The organism is Kitasatospora sp. NPDC030952, from assembly GCF_055571335.1.
Genome location: NZ_JBVIFM010000031.1, coordinates 52849 through 69470, shown reverse-complemented (window position 1 = coordinate 69470; position 16622 = coordinate 52849). Strand labels below are relative to the sequence as shown.

Annotated in this window: 14 protein-coding genes; 8 read left to right on the top strand and 6 right to left on the bottom strand. The window is 74.3% G+C overall.

The features are described from left to right. Nucleotides 1–174: 174 nt before the first annotated feature. Nucleotides 175–765, bottom strand: coding sequence for a DUF6939 family protein (locus ACZ47G_RS35620; RefSeq protein WP_465749962.1), 591 nt, complete (start codon nucleotides 763–765; stop codon nucleotides 175–177). A 244-nt stretch (nucleotides 766–1009) separates the two neighbouring features. Here ACZ47G_RS35620 and ACZ47G_RS35615 point away from each other — a divergent pair, with 244 nt between their 5' ends. Beyond that, on the top strand, nucleotides 1010–1429 hold the full coding sequence (locus ACZ47G_RS35615; RefSeq protein WP_465749960.1) for a hypothetical protein: 420 nt from the start codon (nucleotides 1010–1012) through the stop codon (nucleotides 1427–1429). Between the two features lie 634 nt (nucleotides 1430–2063). Here ACZ47G_RS35615 and ACZ47G_RS35610 read toward each other — a convergent pair. Continuing rightward, nucleotides 2064–3896, bottom strand: coding sequence for a serine/threonine-protein kinase (locus ACZ47G_RS35610; protein WP_465749958.1), 1833 nt, complete (start codon nucleotides 3894–3896; stop codon nucleotides 2064–2066). Between the two features lie 250 nt (nucleotides 3897–4146). Here ACZ47G_RS35610 and ACZ47G_RS35605 point away from each other — a divergent pair, with 250 nt between their 5' ends. Next, complete coding sequence (locus ACZ47G_RS35605; protein WP_465749956.1) at nucleotides 4147–5307, top strand: iron-containing alcohol dehydrogenase; 1161 nt, start codon at nucleotides 4147–4149, stop codon at nucleotides 5305–5307. Here ACZ47G_RS35605 and ACZ47G_RS35600 read toward each other — a convergent pair. Next, complete coding sequence (locus ACZ47G_RS35600) at nucleotides 5298–6713, bottom strand: cytochrome P450 (protein WP_465749954.1); 1416 nt, start codon at nucleotides 6711–6713, stop codon at nucleotides 5298–5300. The two genes, ACZ47G_RS35605 and ACZ47G_RS35600, sit on opposite strands and share 10 nt — an antisense overlap. 222 nt (nucleotides 6714–6935) lie before the next feature. Between ACZ47G_RS35600 and ACZ47G_RS35595 the strand changes: the two genes are divergently transcribed. From ACZ47G_RS35595 to ACZ47G_RS35585, 3 genes are all read left to right on the top strand, one after another. Beyond that, nucleotides 6936–7310 carry a hypothetical protein gene (locus ACZ47G_RS35595; RefSeq protein WP_465749952.1) on the top strand — a complete coding sequence of 125 codons (375 nt, stop codon included), beginning with the start codon at nucleotides 6936–6938 and terminating at the stop codon, nucleotides 7308–7310. 151 nt (nucleotides 7311–7461) lie between these two features. After that, nucleotides 7462–7590 (top strand): hypothetical protein, encoded by a 129-nt coding sequence (locus tag ACZ47G_RS35590; RefSeq protein ID WP_465749950.1) that lies wholly within the window; start codon nucleotides 7462–7464, stop codon nucleotides 7588–7590. Nucleotides 7591–7716: 126 nt separating this feature from the next. Further along, entirely contained in the window at nucleotides 7717–8703 is a 987-nt protein-coding gene (locus ACZ47G_RS35585) for an NAD-dependent epimerase/dehydratase family protein (RefSeq protein ID WP_465749948.1), read from the top strand. 17 nt (nucleotides 8704–8720) lie between these two features. Here ACZ47G_RS35585 and ACZ47G_RS35580 read toward each other — a convergent pair whose 3' ends face one another. Then, the gene (locus ACZ47G_RS35580) at nucleotides 8721–9068 is read right to left on the bottom strand and encodes an ArsR/SmtB family transcription factor (protein ID WP_380454009.1); all 348 of its coding nucleotides are present in this window, start codon (nucleotides 9066–9068) and stop codon (nucleotides 8721–8723) included. A gap of 97 nt (nucleotides 9069–9165) precedes the next feature. On the opposite strand from ACZ47G_RS35580, the gene ACZ47G_RS35575 reads away from it, so the two are divergent. Then, nucleotides 9166–11136: a heavy metal translocating P-type ATPase gene (locus tag ACZ47G_RS35575; protein ID WP_465749945.1), complete on the top strand. Its 1971-nt coding sequence runs from the start codon at nucleotides 9166–9168 to the stop codon at nucleotides 11134–11136. Between the two features lie 66 nt (nucleotides 11137–11202). Here ACZ47G_RS35575 and ACZ47G_RS35570 read toward each other — a convergent pair whose 3' ends face one another. Beyond that, entirely contained in the window at nucleotides 11203–11946 is a 744-nt protein-coding gene (locus ACZ47G_RS35570; RefSeq protein ID WP_465749943.1) for a G1 family glutamic endopeptidase, read from the bottom strand. Nucleotides 11947–12203: 257 nt separating this feature from the next. After that, nucleotides 12204–13679, bottom strand: a complete 1476-nt coding sequence (locus ACZ47G_RS35565) for a PTS transporter subunit EIIC (RefSeq protein WP_465749941.1) — start codon at nucleotides 13677–13679, stop codon at nucleotides 12204–12206. A 282-nt stretch (nucleotides 13680–13961) separates the two neighbouring features. On the opposite strand from ACZ47G_RS35565, the gene ACZ47G_RS35560 reads away from it, so the two are divergent. After that, a complete protein-coding gene (locus ACZ47G_RS35560) occupies nucleotides 13962–15710 on the top strand; it encodes an MFS transporter (RefSeq protein WP_465749939.1) in 1749 nt (582 codons plus the stop codon). Further along, nucleotides 15707–16156, top strand: a complete 450-nt coding sequence (locus tag ACZ47G_RS35555; RefSeq protein ID WP_465749937.1) for a MarR family winged helix-turn-helix transcriptional regulator — start codon at nucleotides 15707–15709, stop codon at nucleotides 16154–16156. The genes ACZ47G_RS35560 and ACZ47G_RS35555 overlap by 4 nt, the downstream gene beginning before the upstream one ends. Nucleotides 16157–16622: the final 466 nt, after the last annotated feature.

Sequence of the window (16622 nt, the reverse complement as noted above, 5' to 3'; positions counted from 1 at the left end):
CGGTCGGCGTGTGGCGGCTCAAGGCGATGTTCCTGACCGAGGTGTACCGTCCGAATCGTTCATCTGGAGCGGCAGGGCCACGCTCACTCGGTACCTCCTGCGGTTCGACCCGAGCAGCCACCATCCAGTAGCCCCTCGTGATCGGCGAGCGGCTTCCACCCGGTTGACGGCGAATCACCCACGGCGTTCGATCGCTGATGCGCGGGACGTCTCGTGGTCGTCCTCGCCGGGCCAGCGACCGTCTATGTGCAGTTGGATGAGCGCGGCGTGGGAGAGCGGGGTGGTCGGGTCGGTGACGTCTCCGTTGGTGGTGTAGTCCAGGAGCACGATGTCGTCCTTCTTCCTGAGCGACTCGACCAGGTCGGCGGCTCGGTGCTCGAGGATCCAGCGGTAGGCCGGCAGATAGATCCGGCGACGGGCCGTTTCATAGGACAGCAGCCGATCTCCGTCCAGACCGGCTCGGTGGCCCAGGACGGGGCCGTACCGACGAACCGTCCGCTTCAGGCCCTTCATCGTGGTGACCCCGAGCTTCGCGGGGTCGACGTCGGAGTCCTGGAAGACCTTGAGGGCTTGCCAGATCCCTTCCACGGACTGGCTGGTCACTCCGTCGCTGTAGGGGACCGGGATCCCGCCGTGCGGGTAGAACGGGCTCAGCCGGACCCACGGCTCCGGCGCCTTGGAGGTCACGTCGATGATCTCGGCGCCCGGGAACGCGGCGGTCAGAGACGCGGTCGCGCGGCGACGGCTGGCGATACGGATCGGCATGTGCGGGCCCCCTGGTTCGATGACAGCAATCACCGAGCATCTCCGATGCCACTGACATCCCGCCCTCCGGGTGCTCGATGCTCCGGTCCGTCCCGGACCCGTCCTGCTGGAGGCGCTGCCGTGGTCCCCCGGGGGCACCCGGCCGGAGCGCGGTAGCCGGACGGCCGTGGGGGTGCGGGAGGGGGCCCGGATAGGCTGTAACGGCACGTCAGAGGGCCGGGAGCGGCCGGGGAGGGCCTGGAGCATGGGGAAGAAGAGCGAGCTGGACGACCTGCGGGCTCGGCTGGCGGCCCTGGAGGCGGAGGTCGACCGCCTGCGCGGTGAGGCTGCGGCGGTGGCGGCGGGTACGGCGTCTCCCGTGGCCGCCGGGCAGCCCCAGTCGATGACCCGCATCGCGGACGCCGTCGGGGTGATGGTCTCCGGACGGGCGGAGACCGTGATGGTCTCCGGACAGGTGGAGACCGTGACGCTCTCCGGACGGGCGGAGACCATGATGCTGTCCGGACGGGCGGAGGAGGCGACCCAGGTCCTGCGGGCGCGCACCGGGGCCCCGGAGGGCCGGAGCGCGGAGGCCGTGGAGAGTCGGAGCGTCCCGGTCCCCGTCCCGGAGCACGGCCAGTTCCTGGAGAGCCTCCTGTCGGGTCGGCCGGCCCTCCAGCAGTAGCCGGGCCCGCGCCGGGTCAGCGGGCCGCCGTGGGCGGGGCCGCCTTCGCCGTGCTCACGGCGGCCCTGCGCGTCGGTCGACAACACGCGCCGCCCCCGACCGTCACCGTCCACGCGGGCGGTCCACCGTCACCGTCGACGGACCGCCCTCGCGATCACGGCCGACCGGTCACACGTGGATCTCGTCAAGCGATGGCCCGTTGCACGCGCGCCCAGGCAGAATGAGCGCATGGCGACTTGAAGAGCACCGGCCGGGCGGAAGTCCTGGCGCAAGAGGGGATACGACTGGTCCGTCCGCGACGGTGACCGCTGGATCTGCCTCGTCTGCCACGAGCCCGTCCGCTCCTACCAGTACCGCTTCCATCCACCCGAGTCCTCCAGCTTCGAACGCTGCATCGGGTTCGCCTGGTGCTCGGGGTGCCGGATCTACTCGGGCGCCCTGGTCCACGTTCCTCGCAAACGCGTCCTGGTCGACGCCCTGGCCTCGCTACCCGCCGATGACCGCGAGCAGTTGCTCCGGAAGGAAGCCGCACTGGTCGACTACCTCGACAGCCAGGACCTCGACCGGCACTGACCCGAGCCCCGCCCGGGAGAAGCGGGCGAGGGTCGGGGGGCTCGTGCTCGGCGAGGGACGGTCAGGAGGGCTGCTTCCAGAGCGTGACCAGCCCGGTGAAGGCGGGCGGGTCCGCGGGTGTTCCGGTCGGTCGCACGTCGGTGATCTTCAGCATGGCGAGGTTGCCCTTCGAGGTGACGGTGCACAGCACGTCGCCCTTCACGATCGGACGGCGATCGATCAGCGCGGTGTTGCTGAGTTCCGACGGCAGCGGGGCGCTGTCCACCGCCTGGCGGCAGGCTTCCGGTGTCGTCCCCGTGCTCTTGGCGAACGGGGTGTTGAAGGTCAGGTACTGGAGGATATAGGACAGTTCGGCTTCGTGGTCGCCGAACTCCCCGCGCGGGTTCACCTTCGGGGTGTCCAGGTCCACGGTGATCAGCTCGCCGACGGCGGGGGTGCCGATCGCCAGGGGGCGGTCGGTGAACACCGCGGTGTAGCCGCCCTTCGGGGGCGCCGTGCCCGGTCCCGTAGCCGCGCCGGACGGTCCGGTGGCGCTCGGCTGCCCGCTCGACTGTCCGTCCGGCTGTGCGCCCGCCTGCCCACCGGTCTGAGGGCTCGCGCTCGCGCTCCCGCGCGCGTCGGGCTGCGCACCCGCGGCCGTGCCGGAGCCGGAGTTCCCGTCACCGGACAGCGCCCACGCCGTACCGGCAGCGGCGGCCAGCACCAGGGCGAGCGCCCCGGCCACCAGGGCCCGCTTGCGCCGCGGAGGTGCCGCCGACTCCGTGGCCACCGGCGCCGCAGCCCCCGGCCCCGTAGCCGCCTGGGTGGGCGCGCCGTGCACCGGGTCGCCGTACGGGGTGCCGGCGCTCCCCGAGGCCTGGGTGGGCACGTACGTGGCCGTCCGCCGGGGCGGGGCCTGCGCGGCGGCGGGCGCCAACCGCTCCGCCCCCGGCTCAGCCCCCGCCAGCAGCTCTTCCATCCGCCGCCGCCGCTCGGTGACCGCCGCCGCCAGCGGGGCGGGCAGCCACTCCCCCAGGTCGCGCAACGGGCGCCCGGACACCCGCTCGCACAGCTCCGCCAGTTCGGCCGGGGTGGGCCGGGCCGCCGGGTCCGCGGCGAGGGAGCGCTCCAGCAGGGGCCGCAGCCCGTCCGGGTAGCCGGTGAGGTCCGGCGGGCGCTGCGCGGTGTTGGCGATCTGGGTCGCCACGGTCAGCGCCCCGCCCGAGCCGTAGGGGTGGCGGCCGGTGGCGGCGACGGCTGCGATCAGGCCGAGCGCGAACACGTCGGTGGCGGGGGTGAGTTCGTCGCCGATGCCGTGCTCGGGCGACATGTACTGCGGGGTGCCGATGAAGCCCCCGCTCTGGGTCAGCCTGGTGGCCTCGGCGGCGCGCGCGATCCCGAAGTCGATCACCCAGGGGCCGTCCGCGCCGAGCAGGATGTTGCCGGGCTTGAGGTCGCGGTGGACGACCCCGGCGGCGTGCATGGCGTCCAGGGCCCGGGCGACGCAGCCGACGAGCTGGAGGGCGACGGGCAGCGGCAGCGGGCCGTGGGCGTCGAGGGCCTCGTCGAGCGGCAGGCCGGGGACGTACGCCGTCGCGAGCCACGGCTGCTCGCCGTGGGCGTCGTGGTCCAGCACGGGCACCAGGTGGTAGCCCCGCACCTTCTCGGCGGCGCCCACCTCCTGCCGGAAGCGGCGACGGAACTCGGCGTCGCCGGCGTACTCCCGGCGGATCACCTTGATCGCGAGCGGCTGGTTGCCGCGCGTGCGCGAGAGGTAGACGGACCCCATGCCGCCCTCGCCGATCCGCGCGAGCAGCCGGTACCCGGCGATCTCCTGCGGCTCGTCCGTGCTCAGCGCACGCAGCGCGCCGTTGCTCCCGTTGCTCCCGTTGATGGACCCCACCCCTTGTGCCATGGCTTCGAAGATCAAGATCCTAGCTCCGTCGCGGACCGCCGACGCCGGGGGCTCCGCCGGAACCGAGCCGACCCGCAGCGAAGAGATCGCGCTGAACGTATGACAACCGGCCGGACCGACGGCCGGATTGACGGCCGGATTGACGGTTGAACACACAGGCGCGGGTACGGCAGAGTCGAAGGAGTCGAACTCGAACCACCCCGGCCGAAGCGCCCGGCCGTCCCCGCCGCCCGACGTCGAGAGGTACCTCATGGTCGCCAGCCTGTCCCTACCCCGGATCATGCGCGTCGGCCGGGGCGCCACCGAGGAGTTGGGCGAGGTCATGGCGGGGCTGGGGCTGAGCCGGCCGCTGCTGGTCACCGACGCGTTCCTGGTGGGGACGGGCGCGGCGGAGCGCCTCACCGCCGCGCTGATCGGGGCCGGGCTGAGCCCCCGGCTGTTCGCCGACACCGTGCCCGACCCGACCACCGACTCCCTGACGGCGGGCCTGAAGGCCCTTCAGGAGCACGCGGCGGACTCCGTCATCGGGTTCGGCGGCGGCAGCCCGATGGACAGCGCCAAGGCCCTCGCCCTGCTCGCCGTCCAGGGCGGTCACATGCGCGACTTCAAGGCGCCGCGGCTCAACCTGGGCCCGGCGCTGCCGGTGATAGCCGTCCCCACCACCGCCGGCAGCGGCTCGGAGGCGACCCAGGTCACCGTCATCACCGACAGCGACACGGACGAGAAGATGCTCTGCCTGGGCCCGGCGTTCCAGCCGCTGGCCGCCGTGATCGACGTCGAGCTGACCATGTCGATGCCGCCCCGGCTGACCGCCGACACCGGAATCGACGCCCTCACCCACGCCGTCGAGGCGTACGTGAGCCGCAAGGCCAAGCCCTTCACCGACGGCCTGGCGCTCACCGCGATCACCACCATCGGCCGCCACCTGCGCCGCGCCTACGCGGACGGCTCGGATGCCGTGGCCCGCGAGGCCATGATGGTCGCCGCGACCCAGGCGGGGCTCGCCTTCTCCAACTCCAGCGTCGCCCTGGTGCACGGCATGAGCCGGCCCATCGGCGCCCACTTCCACGTCGCCCACGGGCTGTCGAACGCGATGCTGTTCCCGGCCGTGACGTCCTTCTCGGTGCACGCCGCCCGCCCCCGCTACGCCGACTGCGCCCGCGCCCTGGGCGCCGCCACCGCCGACGACCCCGACGACCTGGCCGCCGACAAGCTGGTCGACGCCCTCCGCACGCTCTGCCACGACCTCGAGGTGCCCACGCCCCACAGTCACGGCATCGACCGGGACGCCTGGACCGCGCTCATCCCCCTCATGGCCGAGCAGGCCCTGGCCTCCGGCTCCCCCGCCAACAACCCCGTCGTGCCCACCGCCGACCAGATCCGGGAGCTCTACGCCCGGATCTACGCCTGACCCGGCCCGGCAGCACCGGCACCGGACCCAGCACCGGCACCCGCACCGGCACCGGCACCGGCACCCGCACCGGCCCCAGCCCCGGCGCCGGCCCGCGGGCTCACCAGCATCCGGATGTCCTCGGCGGCCCAGAGGACGAACCGCTCGACCGGCACCACCCGGTGCCCGGGCTCGGGCCGGAACCGGAACCGCTTGAGCAGCACGGCCAGCGACAACAGGGCCTCCACGGTGGCCAGTCGGGCCCCCTCGCAGGCGCGCGGCCCCATCCCGAACGGGATCCAGGCCAGCCGTGGCCGCCCGGCCGACTCCTCCGGGCCGAACCGCTCGGGCCGGAAGCGCTCCGGGTCGGGCCAGTGCGCGGGGTTCAGGTGGACGGCCCAGATCGGGTGGAAGACCACCGCGCCCGCCGGGACCTCGTACGGGCCGACGGTCAGCGGCTCGGTGGTCCGCCGGGCGCCGTACGGGCCGGGCGGACAGCGGCGCAGCGACTCCTTGAGGACCATCTCCAGGTACGGCAGCCGGTGCAGGTCGGCGTAGGCCGGTGCGGCGCGGTCGCCGAGGACGCGGTCGAGTTCCTCGGTGACGCGTCCGGCCGCCTCGGGGTGCCCGCCGAGCACGTGGAGGGCCCAGGAGACGGCCACGCCCGTGGTGTGGTGGGCGGCCAGCATGACGGTGAGGACGGTGTCGCGGATCCGCGCGGGGTGCTCACCGGCCTCGACCAGGGTGCCGATCAGATCGCTGCGGTCGTGACCGGGTCCGCCGCGACGGTGGGCCGCGATCACCCCGTCGACCGTCGCCCGCAGCCGGGCCAGCGCGCCGGCCGTCCGCTCGGCGCCCTCGGCCGGGGCCGCCGTGCCCGCCGGCCGGTAGAGGCCCGCCAACTGCTCGGCGAGCACCACCTCGAAGGCCTCGACCACGCCGTCCGGGTCCTCGACCTCGCCGCCCAGCGCGAAGGCGCAGATCATCCGCAGCGAGAGCGCCGTGAGCTCCCGCTGCAACTCCACCGGCCGGCCGGCGGGCAGGGCCGCCCAGCGGTCGGCGAGCTCGGTCGCCAGGGCCGTGAAGCGGGCGAAGTGCCGTTCGTGCGCGGGCCGTCCGGCCAGCACCCCCAGCAGCAGCCGGCGCCACGGGGCGTGCTCCTCGGCCGGGAGCACCTGGAGGTTGCCCGCCTCGAACAGCGGGTCCAGGAAGGAGAACAGCCGCTCCGGCCGCTCGTCGAGGTGGACGGTGGCCTCCAGCAGCACCGGGTCGGCGATCGACACGGCGGTGTCGGCGCCGGGCAGCTGGAAGCGCACCACCGGGCCGTACTCGCCGTGCAGCCACAACTGGTAGGCGTGCAGCCCGCCCGCCCGGGCGATGGCACCCACCCCGCCGTCCGGGCGCGGCTCCGGGCCGGGAATGTTCATCGGACCTCCTGGACGACGGCCGGTCGGATTCTGCCCGCCCACCACCCCCGAGGCCATCCCCCACGCCGCACCGCCCGCGCCGCACCACACCTCACCGCACGAAGTGGCGGCCCGGGCCGGCGTGAACCGCCCGGTCCGCCCGGCCGGTCCGCCCGACGGATAATGGCCGGGCCGCCGGCCGAACGCGCCCGCGGCACCGATCGAGCGAGAGGCAGTGGACGGATGACCCTGGAGGAAGGCCGACGCGTCAGGCTGACGGAGGACCTCGGCCTCGGCGAGGCCGTCGCCGGGGAGCCCGGGGCCGTGGTCGGGTTCCTGTCGCTGGGCGCCGGGACCGAGGGCACCGTCGAGCGGGTGGACGGCGAACTCCCGGAGAGCGAGGCGGTCCGCGAGTACCAGCGGCTCAAGGCGCTCTTCGAGGACTACGGGCACACCATGCCGACCGCGAGCCGGGAGCGGCTGGAGAGCCGGCTCGCGGCGCTGGAACCGGAGTGGGCCGCCCACCGGGAGCGGGGCCGTCAGGTGACGGTCCGGGTCCGCCTGGACAACGGCTTCGTCCTCGAGGGACTGCACCAGGACGTCCTCGCCGCCCTCTGAGGGCGGGCGCCGCACCTCCGCCGACGTGCGCGTTGAGCGGGCGTTTACGGCACCCGGGCACCATGGGCCGTCCACTGAGACCACGGAGGCCGGGCAGATGCCCGATTGGTCAGGAGGCAAGCCAGTGCCCGATGTGACAGGAGGCAAGCCAGTGCCCGATATGACCGGAGGAGGCGCCGACCGCGACGCGGCGGCCCCCGCCGAGGAGACCACCACCACCGAAGCCGAAGCGGACACCCCCGAGCAGAACGAGGAATCGGAGAGCGCGCCGAACAGCTGAGGCGCGGCTGATCTGCGGCGGCCGGCCCCCCGGCCGCCGCAGTGCGGTAGCCCGCGCCCCGGCGCACCCCGGCCCGAAGCCGGGAAATCCCTGGCCGAGTCCGCGCCGAGCTGGGACCATGGCCCGATGCGGATACTGATCATGGGCGGCACCCGGTTCGTCGGCTACCACTTCGCCCGGGCGGCGCTCGCCGCCGGCCACGACGTCACCGTGCTGCACCGGGGCCGGTCCGGCGCCCACCTCCTGCCCGAGGCCGCCCACCTGATCGCCGACCGCGACGCGGACCTGTCCGTGCTGCGTGGCCACACCTGGGACGCCACCGTGGACGTCAGCGCCTACTTCCCGCGCCAGGTACGGCAGTTGGCGGCCGCCCTGGACCCCGGCGCCGCCGGGCGGTACCTGCTGGTCTCCTCCATGGCCGTCTACGACACCCCCGCCGCCCCCGGGTTCACCGAGGACTCCCCACTGCTGCCCGCCGACGGCCCGGAGGCCGAGGAGATCACCGTCGCCTCCTACGGCGTGCTCAAGGTCCAGTGCGAGCGGGCGGCGCGGGAGTGCTTCGGCCCGGACGTGCTGCTGGTGCGTCCCACGTACGTGATCGGCCCCGAGGACTACACCCACCGCTTCGACCACTGGGTGCAGCGGCTCGCCCGGGGCGGCGAGGTGCTGGCGCCGGGCCGTCCGGACGCCCCGCTCCAGGTCGTCGACGCCCGCGATCTCGCCGACTGGATGCTCGGCCTGCTGGCGCGCGGCGCCTCGGGGGACTCGGGTGTCTCCGGCGCGTTCCACGCCGCGACTCCCCCGCCCTTCACGATGGGCGATCTGCTCGACGCCGTCGCCTCCGCCGTCGCCCCGCCCGGCACCACGCTCACCTGGGTGGACGACGACTTCCTCCGGGCGTCCGGCGTCCAGGACGGCGCGCTGCCGCTGTGGCACGCCGACCCGCAGCGCCGGGCCACCAACACCGCCGACCCCGCCGCCGCCCTCGCGACCGGGCTGCGCCTGCGCCCGGTGGCGGACACCGCCCGCGACATCCGGCCGTTCGAGCCGTCGCCGCGGGCCCTGACGCCGGACCAGGAGTCCGCCCTGCTCACCGCGTGGCACCAGGGCTGACCCCGGGGGTCAGTGGGTCAGTCGGTGAGCCCCAGCCGCAGGTGCTCGATGTGGTAGACGGCCTGGTCGAGCAGGGCGGCCACGTGGTTGTCGTAGAGCGCGTACACGACCGAGCGGCCCTCCCGCCGGCCGACGACCAGGCCGAGGTTGCGCAGCAGCCGGAGCTGGTGGGAGCAGGCGGACTGCTCTAGGCCGACCTCGGCGGCGAGTTCGGTGGCCGCGCAGGGGCCCTCCCGCAGCCGGGAGAGGATCAGCAGGCGGGAGGGGGTGGCCAGGGCCTGCAGGGTGGTGGCCACCCGGGCGGCGCTGGCTTCGTCCAGGCGGGTGTGCGGGACGGCGGTGGCGGGGGCGGCTCCATGACCCATGCGGGCAATAGTACAACTCATACATGAAGACGCGTTCATATGTTCATGTATGGTGAGTGAGTCACCGGCCCCACCCTGCCCGAAGGGTCCCGTTCGCATGCCCACCACCCTGACCGAGCGCCCCGCGCACTCCCCCGCGCAGCGCCCCGCCACCGCCCCGCGCCGCCGAACCCGGGTGTTCGCCCTGCCCGAGGCCCGCTGGGCCGCCGCCGCGACCGTGCTCTTCCTGGTCGCGCTACCGCTCCAGCTCACCGGCGCCCCGGCCTGGGCCTGGGCCCCGCTGTACGCCCTCGCCTACGCCACCGGCGGCTGGGAGCCCGCCTGGGCGGGCCTGCGGGCGCTGCGCGAGAAGACCCTCGACGTCGACCTGCTGATGATCGTCGCCGCCCTCGGCGCCGCCGCCGTCGGCCAGCTGATGGACGGCGCGCTGCTGATCGTCATCTTCGCCACCTCCGGCGCCCTGGAGGCCCTGGCCACCGCCCGCACCGCCGACTCCGTACGCGGACTGCTCGACCTCGCCCCGGCCACCGCCACCCGGCTGCTCCCCGACGGCACCGAGGAGAGCGTGCCGACCGAACACCTGGCCGTCGGCGACACCGTCCTGGTGCGGCCCGGCGAGCGGATCGGCGCCGACGGACGGGTGCTGGACGGCGCGAGCGAGGTCGACCAGGCCACCATCACCGGCGAGCCGCTGCCCGTCGCCAAGGAGGCCGGCGACGAGGTCTTCGCCGGCACGCTCAACGGCACCGGCGCGCTGCGGGTGCGGGTCGAGCGGGACGCCGCCGACTCGGTGATCGCCCGGATCGTCGCCCTGGTCGAGGAGGCCTCCGAGACCAAGGCCCCGACCCAGCTGTTCATCGAGAAGGTCGAACAGCGCTACTCGATCGGCATGGTGGCCGCCACCCTGGCCGTCTTCGCGGTGCCGCTCGCCCTCGGCGCGGCCTTCACCGGCTCGCTGCTACGCGCCATGACCTTCATGATCGTGGCCTCGCCGTGCGCCGTGGTGCTCGCCACCATGCCCCCGCTGCTGTCGGCCATCGCCAACGCCGGCCGGCACGGGGTGCTGGTGAAGTCCGCGGTGGTGATGGAGCGGCTCGGGCAGGCCGACGCCGTCGCCCTGGACAAGACCGGCACCCTGACCGAGGGCACTCCCCGGGTCACCGACATCCGCCCCCTGCCCGGCTCCGGCCCGGGTGAGGAGGAGCTGCTGGCACTGGCGGCCGCGGCCGAGCACCCCAGCGAGCACCCGCTCGCCCGCGCCGTCGTCGACGCCGCCCGCGCCCGCGGTCTGGCGCTCGCCGGCGCCGAGGGCTTCTCCTCGACCCCCGGCATCGGGGTCACCGCGACCGTCGACGGTCGCACCGTCGCGGTCGGCACCCCGGCCAGGCTGCTGGACCACGCCGACCGGGAAGTCTCCGCCGTCGCCGCCGAGTTGGAGGACGGCGGCCGCACCGCCGTCCTGGTCGTGGTGGACGGCGTCCCGGTCGGCCTGCTCGGCATCGCCGACCGGCTGCGCCCGGACGCCGCCGCCACCGTCACCGCACTCACCGCCCTGACCGGCGCCGCACCGGTGCTGCTCACCGGCGACAACCCGCGCGCCGCCGCCCGGCTGGCCGCCGAGGTCGGCATCACCGACGTCCGCGCCGGGCTGCTCCCGCAGGACAAGGTCAGCGCGGTCAAGGAACAGGAGGCCGCCGGGCGCAAGGTCCTGGTGGTCGGCGACGGCGTCAACGACGCGCCCGCCCTGGCCGCCGCCCACACCGGCATCGCGATGGGCCGGACCGGCTCCGACCTCGCCCTGGAGACCGCCGACGCCGTGATCGTGCGGGACGAACTCGCCACCGTCCCCGCCGTGCTGGCGCTCTCCCGGCGGGCCCGCTCCCTCGTGGTGCAGAACCTGGTGATCGCCTCGGTGTTCATCTCCGTGCTGGTGGTCTGGGACCTGGTCGCCACCCTCCCGCTGCCGCTGGGCGTCCTCGGCCACGAGGGCTCCACCGTCGTCGTCGGCCTCAACGGACTGCGGCTGCTGCGCGAGTCCGCCTGGACGAAGGCCCGGGCCGAAGGCTGAGCCGTCGCCGCCGGAAGGCCGCCGCTCCCTCGGTCGTGGGGGCGGCGGCCTTCCGTGCACTCAGGGTCAGCTGTGCTTCCAGGTCACCGAGAAGGAACTGCCGCCGCTCAGCCCGGAGGTGGTGGCCTTGGTGGTGCCGCCGGAGGCCATGGTGATGTTGTCCGGGCTGAAGGCGCCCAGGGCCTGCCCGTTGACGGTGGAGCCGCTGAACGCGACCGAGTGGAAGTTCGAGAGCGGGAGCACCCCCGAGGAACTGGAGGGGGCCTCGGCGATCACCTCGGCGGAGGCCAGCGCCGCGCTCGTCAGGGACTTGTTGACGGTGCGACTCCAGCCCGCCGTGGTGTCGGCGAGGGTGAGGGTGAAGGAGCCGCTGCCGTTGGTGGTGACGCTCGCGGTGAAGTGGTCGCCCGGCCGCACGGTGTTGCTGAAGTTGACCGGGTAGGCCGGGTACATCTCGTACCAGGCGGAGTAGACCGGGGAGCCGCCGGAGCAGTCGGCCTCGGTGCCGGTCTGTTCGACGCTGTTGCTGCCGTCGCCGTCCAGGCCGACCCAGAAGCTGGACCAGGTGTCGGTGCCGGTGCAGGACACGGCGGGCTGCACCCAGCTGGCCTTGACGCTGGTGAACCGGCTGCCGGTGGCGGCGTAGCCGGACCAGTTGCCGCTGGTGCTGTTCAGCAGACCGCCGCCGTGGTGGGCGAGCGGGGCCTGGACGAGGGTGGGGGCGGCAGCGGCGACGGCCGGTGCGGCGGTGCCCAGGAGGGTCAGCAGGGCGGTGGACACGGCGAGTGTGCGCCGACGGGCTTCGGACATGACTACTCCCTTGTGGGGGCGTGGAGTTGGCCGAGCGTCGACAAAGGTAGACCCGCCGGAGCAGCGCCGGATGTCACGGGGACATAACGAACCGTCACCCCGTCCGCGGGGAACGCGGCCGGAGTGACGGAGGGAGTGCGCCGGATTGCGGACGGAGGGCGGAGAGACGGCGGGACGGAAGACGGAAGGGACGGGGAACTGGAGAGCCGGAGGGACGGAGAGCCAGCGGGACGGAGGGAACGGGCCGTTACGGAGGGTCAGCCCACCCCGGACGCGCGACCGCCCTCAGTCGCCTCCCCCGCCGCCGGGGCCGGTGCGCCGTACTCGGCGAGCAACTCCCGGGTGAAGCCGAAGAAGTAGGTGGCCAGGAAGCCCACCAGGTAGCCGGTCAGCAGCCCACCACCGTAGACGGCCGCGCTCGCGACCATGCCGTGCGGCCCGGCCAGCAGCGGGAACAGCGCCCAGCCGGACGGGCCGACGGCCGTCGAGCCGACCGCGTGGCCGAGTTGGCCCGCCACCCCGACGAAGGCGCCCCCGGCCGCACCACCCACGCAGGCCGTGACGAACGGACGGCCGAGCGGCAGCGTCACCCCGTAGACCAGCGGCTCGCCGACGCCGAGCAGGCCGGCCGGGAGGGCGGAGCGGATGGTCGCCCGGATCGAGGCGTTGCGGCGCAGCCGCAGGTAGACGGCCGCGGCGCAGCCGACCTGCCCGGCGCCGGCCATGGCGAGGATCGGCAGCAGCACGGTGGAGCCCTGCTGCTGGATCAGGGTGGTGTGGATCGGGATCAGCGCCTGGTGCAGGCCGAGCATCACCAGCGGCAGGAAGAGGCCGCCGAGCACCAGCCCGGCGAGCAGTCCGCCGTGGGCGAGCAGCCAGGTGGCGGCGTGGCCGATGCCGGTGGAGACCTCCCCGGCGAGGAACATCAGGCCGAACAGCGCCGCCAGCCCGCCGACCAGGACGGTGACCGTCGGGGTGACCAGGACGTCCAGCGCGGCGGGCACCAGCCGCCTGGTCCACCGTTCCACCTGGACGGCGAGCAGCGCGGCGAGCAGCGCCCCGACCACGCCGCCCTGCCCGGGGGTGAGGTGGTGGCCGAAGGCCTCCACCTTGGCCACCCCGGGGTAGACGATCACGCCCGCGACCGCCCCGCCCAGCACGGGCGTTCCGCCGAACTCCTTCGCCGTGTTGTAGCCGACGAAGACGGCGAGCAACGACATGAACCCGGAGGAGACCGCCGTCAGCGCGGGGACCAGCCCGGTCGCCCAGCCCAGGTTGGCGAGCGCCCCGGAGAGGGCGGCGACGATCCCGCAGCCGATCAGGGCCGGGATCAGCGGGACGAAGATGTCGGCGACCCGGCGCAGCGCCCGCTTCACCGGGGTGGCGTTGCGGACCCGGGCCTCCTCCCGGATCCGGGCACCGCGCCCGGCGAGGTCATCGGCGCCGGGAGGGGCCGGGGCGGCCGTGGCCCCGTCGGCGGCGGCCAGCAGCCGGCGCAGCTGGGCGGTGACCCCGGCGACGGCGCCGGGGCCGAGGACGACCTGGTAGGTGTCGTCCTCGACCGTGCCCAGGACGGCCGGCAGCGCCCCGAGCGCCTCCCGGTCGACCAGGGAGAGGTCCGCCAGGCCCAGCCGCAGCCGGGTCATGCAGTGGGCGACCGAGCGGATGTTGGCGGCGCCGCCGACCAGCGGGAGGATCGCCTCGGCCACGGTGCGGTGCTTCTCGTCGGACATGCCAGGGGAGGTACCCGGGCGGGCCCGGCCCTCAACCCGGCCGACGCTCAACCCGGTGAACGCTCAAGCCGGTGAACGCTCAAGCCGGTGAACGTTCAACTCGGGGAGCGCTCAGCCCGGGGAGCGCTCAAGCCGGTCCGGACTCAACCTCCCCCCCAGAGGGTGCTCCGGACGGCCTACCACCGGAACGACCATCGGACTATCGTTAGTTGGCGGAAGCTATCGAAATCCACACTCGACCCGGCGGCCGCCCCCGGCCCGACCGGCCGGCGGGAGGCAGCGGTGGCGACAAGACTCTCCGGCGGCGGCAGGACCGGACGGCGGCGCCCGGCCCGTACCGGAGTGGACCCGGACCACCCCCGGTACAAGTGGGTGGCCCTGTCCAACACCACGCTCGGCACCCTGATCGCCACCGTCAACGCCTCGATCGTGCTGATCTCGCTGCCCGCGATCTTCAACGGCATCGGCCTGGACCCGCTGCAGCCCGGCAACGTCAGCTACCTGCTGTGGATGCTGATGGGCTACATGCTGGTCACCGCCGTCCTGGTGGTCACCCTCGGCAGGCTGGGCGACATCCACGGCCGGGTCCGGATCTACAACGCCGGGTTCCTGATCTTCACCCTCACCTCGGTGGCCCTCTCCCTCGATCCGCTGCACGGCGGCCCGGGCGCGCTGTGGCTGATCGGCTGGCGGGTGGTGCAGGCGGTCGGCGGCTCGATGCTGATGGCCAACTCGGCGGCGATCATCACCGACGCGTTCCCGGCCCGCCAGCGCGGTACGGCCCTCGGGGTCAACATCGTCGCGGGCATCGCCGGGTCGTTCATCGGACTGGTGCTGGGCGGGCTGCTGGCCGAGTGGAACTGGCGGTCGATCTTCTGGGTGAACGTGCCGATCGGCGTGCTCGGCACGGTCTGGGCCTACCGCTCGCTGCGCGAGACCGGGGTGCGCAGGCCCGCCCGGATCGACTGGTGGGGCAACATCACCTTCGGTGTCGGCCTGACCGCCCTGCTCGCCGGGATCACGTACGGCATCCAGCCCTACGGCGGCCACACCATGGGCTGGACCAACCCCTGGGTGCTGGCCGGGCTGTTCGGTGGGGTGGCGCTGCTCGCCGCGTTCTGCCTGGTCGAGGCCAGGACGGCGGAGCCGATGTTCCCGCTCTCGCTGTTCCGCGACCCGGTCTTCACCGGCGGCAACGCGGCCACCCTGCTGGGCTCGATCGCGCGCGGCGGGCTGCAGTTCATGCTGATCATCTGGCTCCAGGGCATCTGGCTGCCGCTGCACGGCTACGACTACGCCGACACCCCGCTGTGGGCGGGTATCTACCTCGTCCCGCTGACCGTCGGCTTCCTGGCCGCCGGGCCGGTCTCGGGCTACCTCTCGGACCGCGCCGGGGCCCGGCTGTTCGCCGCCGGCGGGCTGGTGGTGATGGCGTTCTCGTTCGCCGGGCTGCTCCTGCTGCCCACCGACTTCGGCTACCCCTGGTTCGCCCTGCTGGTGTTCCTCAACGGCCTGGGCGGCGGCCTGTTCGCGGCCCCGAACACCTCGCTGATCATGTCCAGCGTGCCCGCCGCGGCCCGCGGCGCCGCCTCCGGCATGCGGGCCACCTTCCAGAACGCCGGCATGGTGCTGTCGATCGGGGTGTTCTTCTCCCTGATGGTGGCCGGTCTGGCCGGCTCGCTGCCGCACACCCTCACCAGCGGGCTGACCGCCCAGGGCGTACCCGCCGCCGACGCCCACGCCATCGCCTCGCTGCCGCCGGTGGGCACGCTGTTCGCCGCCTTCCTCGGCTACAACCCCGTCCAGCAGCTGCTGGGCCCGCACGTGCTGAGCCGGCTCCCGCCGGACAGCGCCCGGACGCTCACCGGCCGGGAGTTCTTCCCCCAGCTGATCTCGGGTCCGTTCCACGACGGGCTGGTAGTGGTGTTCTGGCTGGCGATCGCGATGTCGCTGGTCGCCGCCGCGGCCTCGCTGATCCGCGAGCGGCAGCGGCCCGCCGCCGGACCGCAGCGTCCGGAGGACGGCCGGTGAGCCCGGACGGCGGCGGGCTGTCCGCCGAGGCGGTGGTCCGGCTCCGGCTGGCGATCGGCCGGCTCAACCGCCAGCTGGTCCGCGCCTCCGGCGACCAGGACCTCACCGCCGCCCAGCTCTCCGCCCTGGCCCGGGTGGACCAGCACGGCCCGCTGCGGCTCGGCGAACTCGCCGCACGCGAGGGCGTGGCCGTCCCGTCCATGGTCCGTACGGTGGCGCCGCTGGTCGCCGACGACCTGATCACCAAGACCCCCGACCCGCAGGACGGCCGCTCCCAGCTCCTCGCCCCCACCCCGCACGGCCGGGACACCCTCGCCCGGATCCGCCGCGAGCGCACCGCCCTGCTGGCCCGCCGCGGCGCCCGCCTGACCCCGGAGCAGTGCCGCGCGCTGGAGGCGGCCCTGCCCGTACTGGAACTGCTCCTGGAGGAGCCCGACCCGCGCTGACCCGACACCTCCGCCGCCCCACCGGTCCCCGGCCGGTGGGGCGTTGACATGGTCGGGCACTGGCCCAGGGTCGGCAGCGACGTACCGACCGGCGGGCGCCCGGTCAACGGGTGGCCCGGCGAACCGGGTTCGCCCACGACCGCCCGCCCCGCCGCCTGGCCCCGCCCCCCGGCCGCCGGCCGGGGCGGGGCCAGCACCGGCCTCGGCCGTTCCGTGTGCGAGGTGAACCGCCGCTCAGCGCCGGCGGCGGCGCAAGGGCGCCAGTGGCGGGATCCCGCCCGGTCAAGCCTCGGTCATGGCCTGGACTTCGGCCTTGTTCGCCGGTGCCCGGCGTGGCTACCTTCCTATCGCTGACGCCGTGAAGGCTCGGCACCACTCCATTGGCATGCCCCGATCAAACAGCCGTCCGGCCGGGCTCCCCGTCCCCAACGGGCCGATCCGCCATTGCCCCACCGGACGCCAGGGC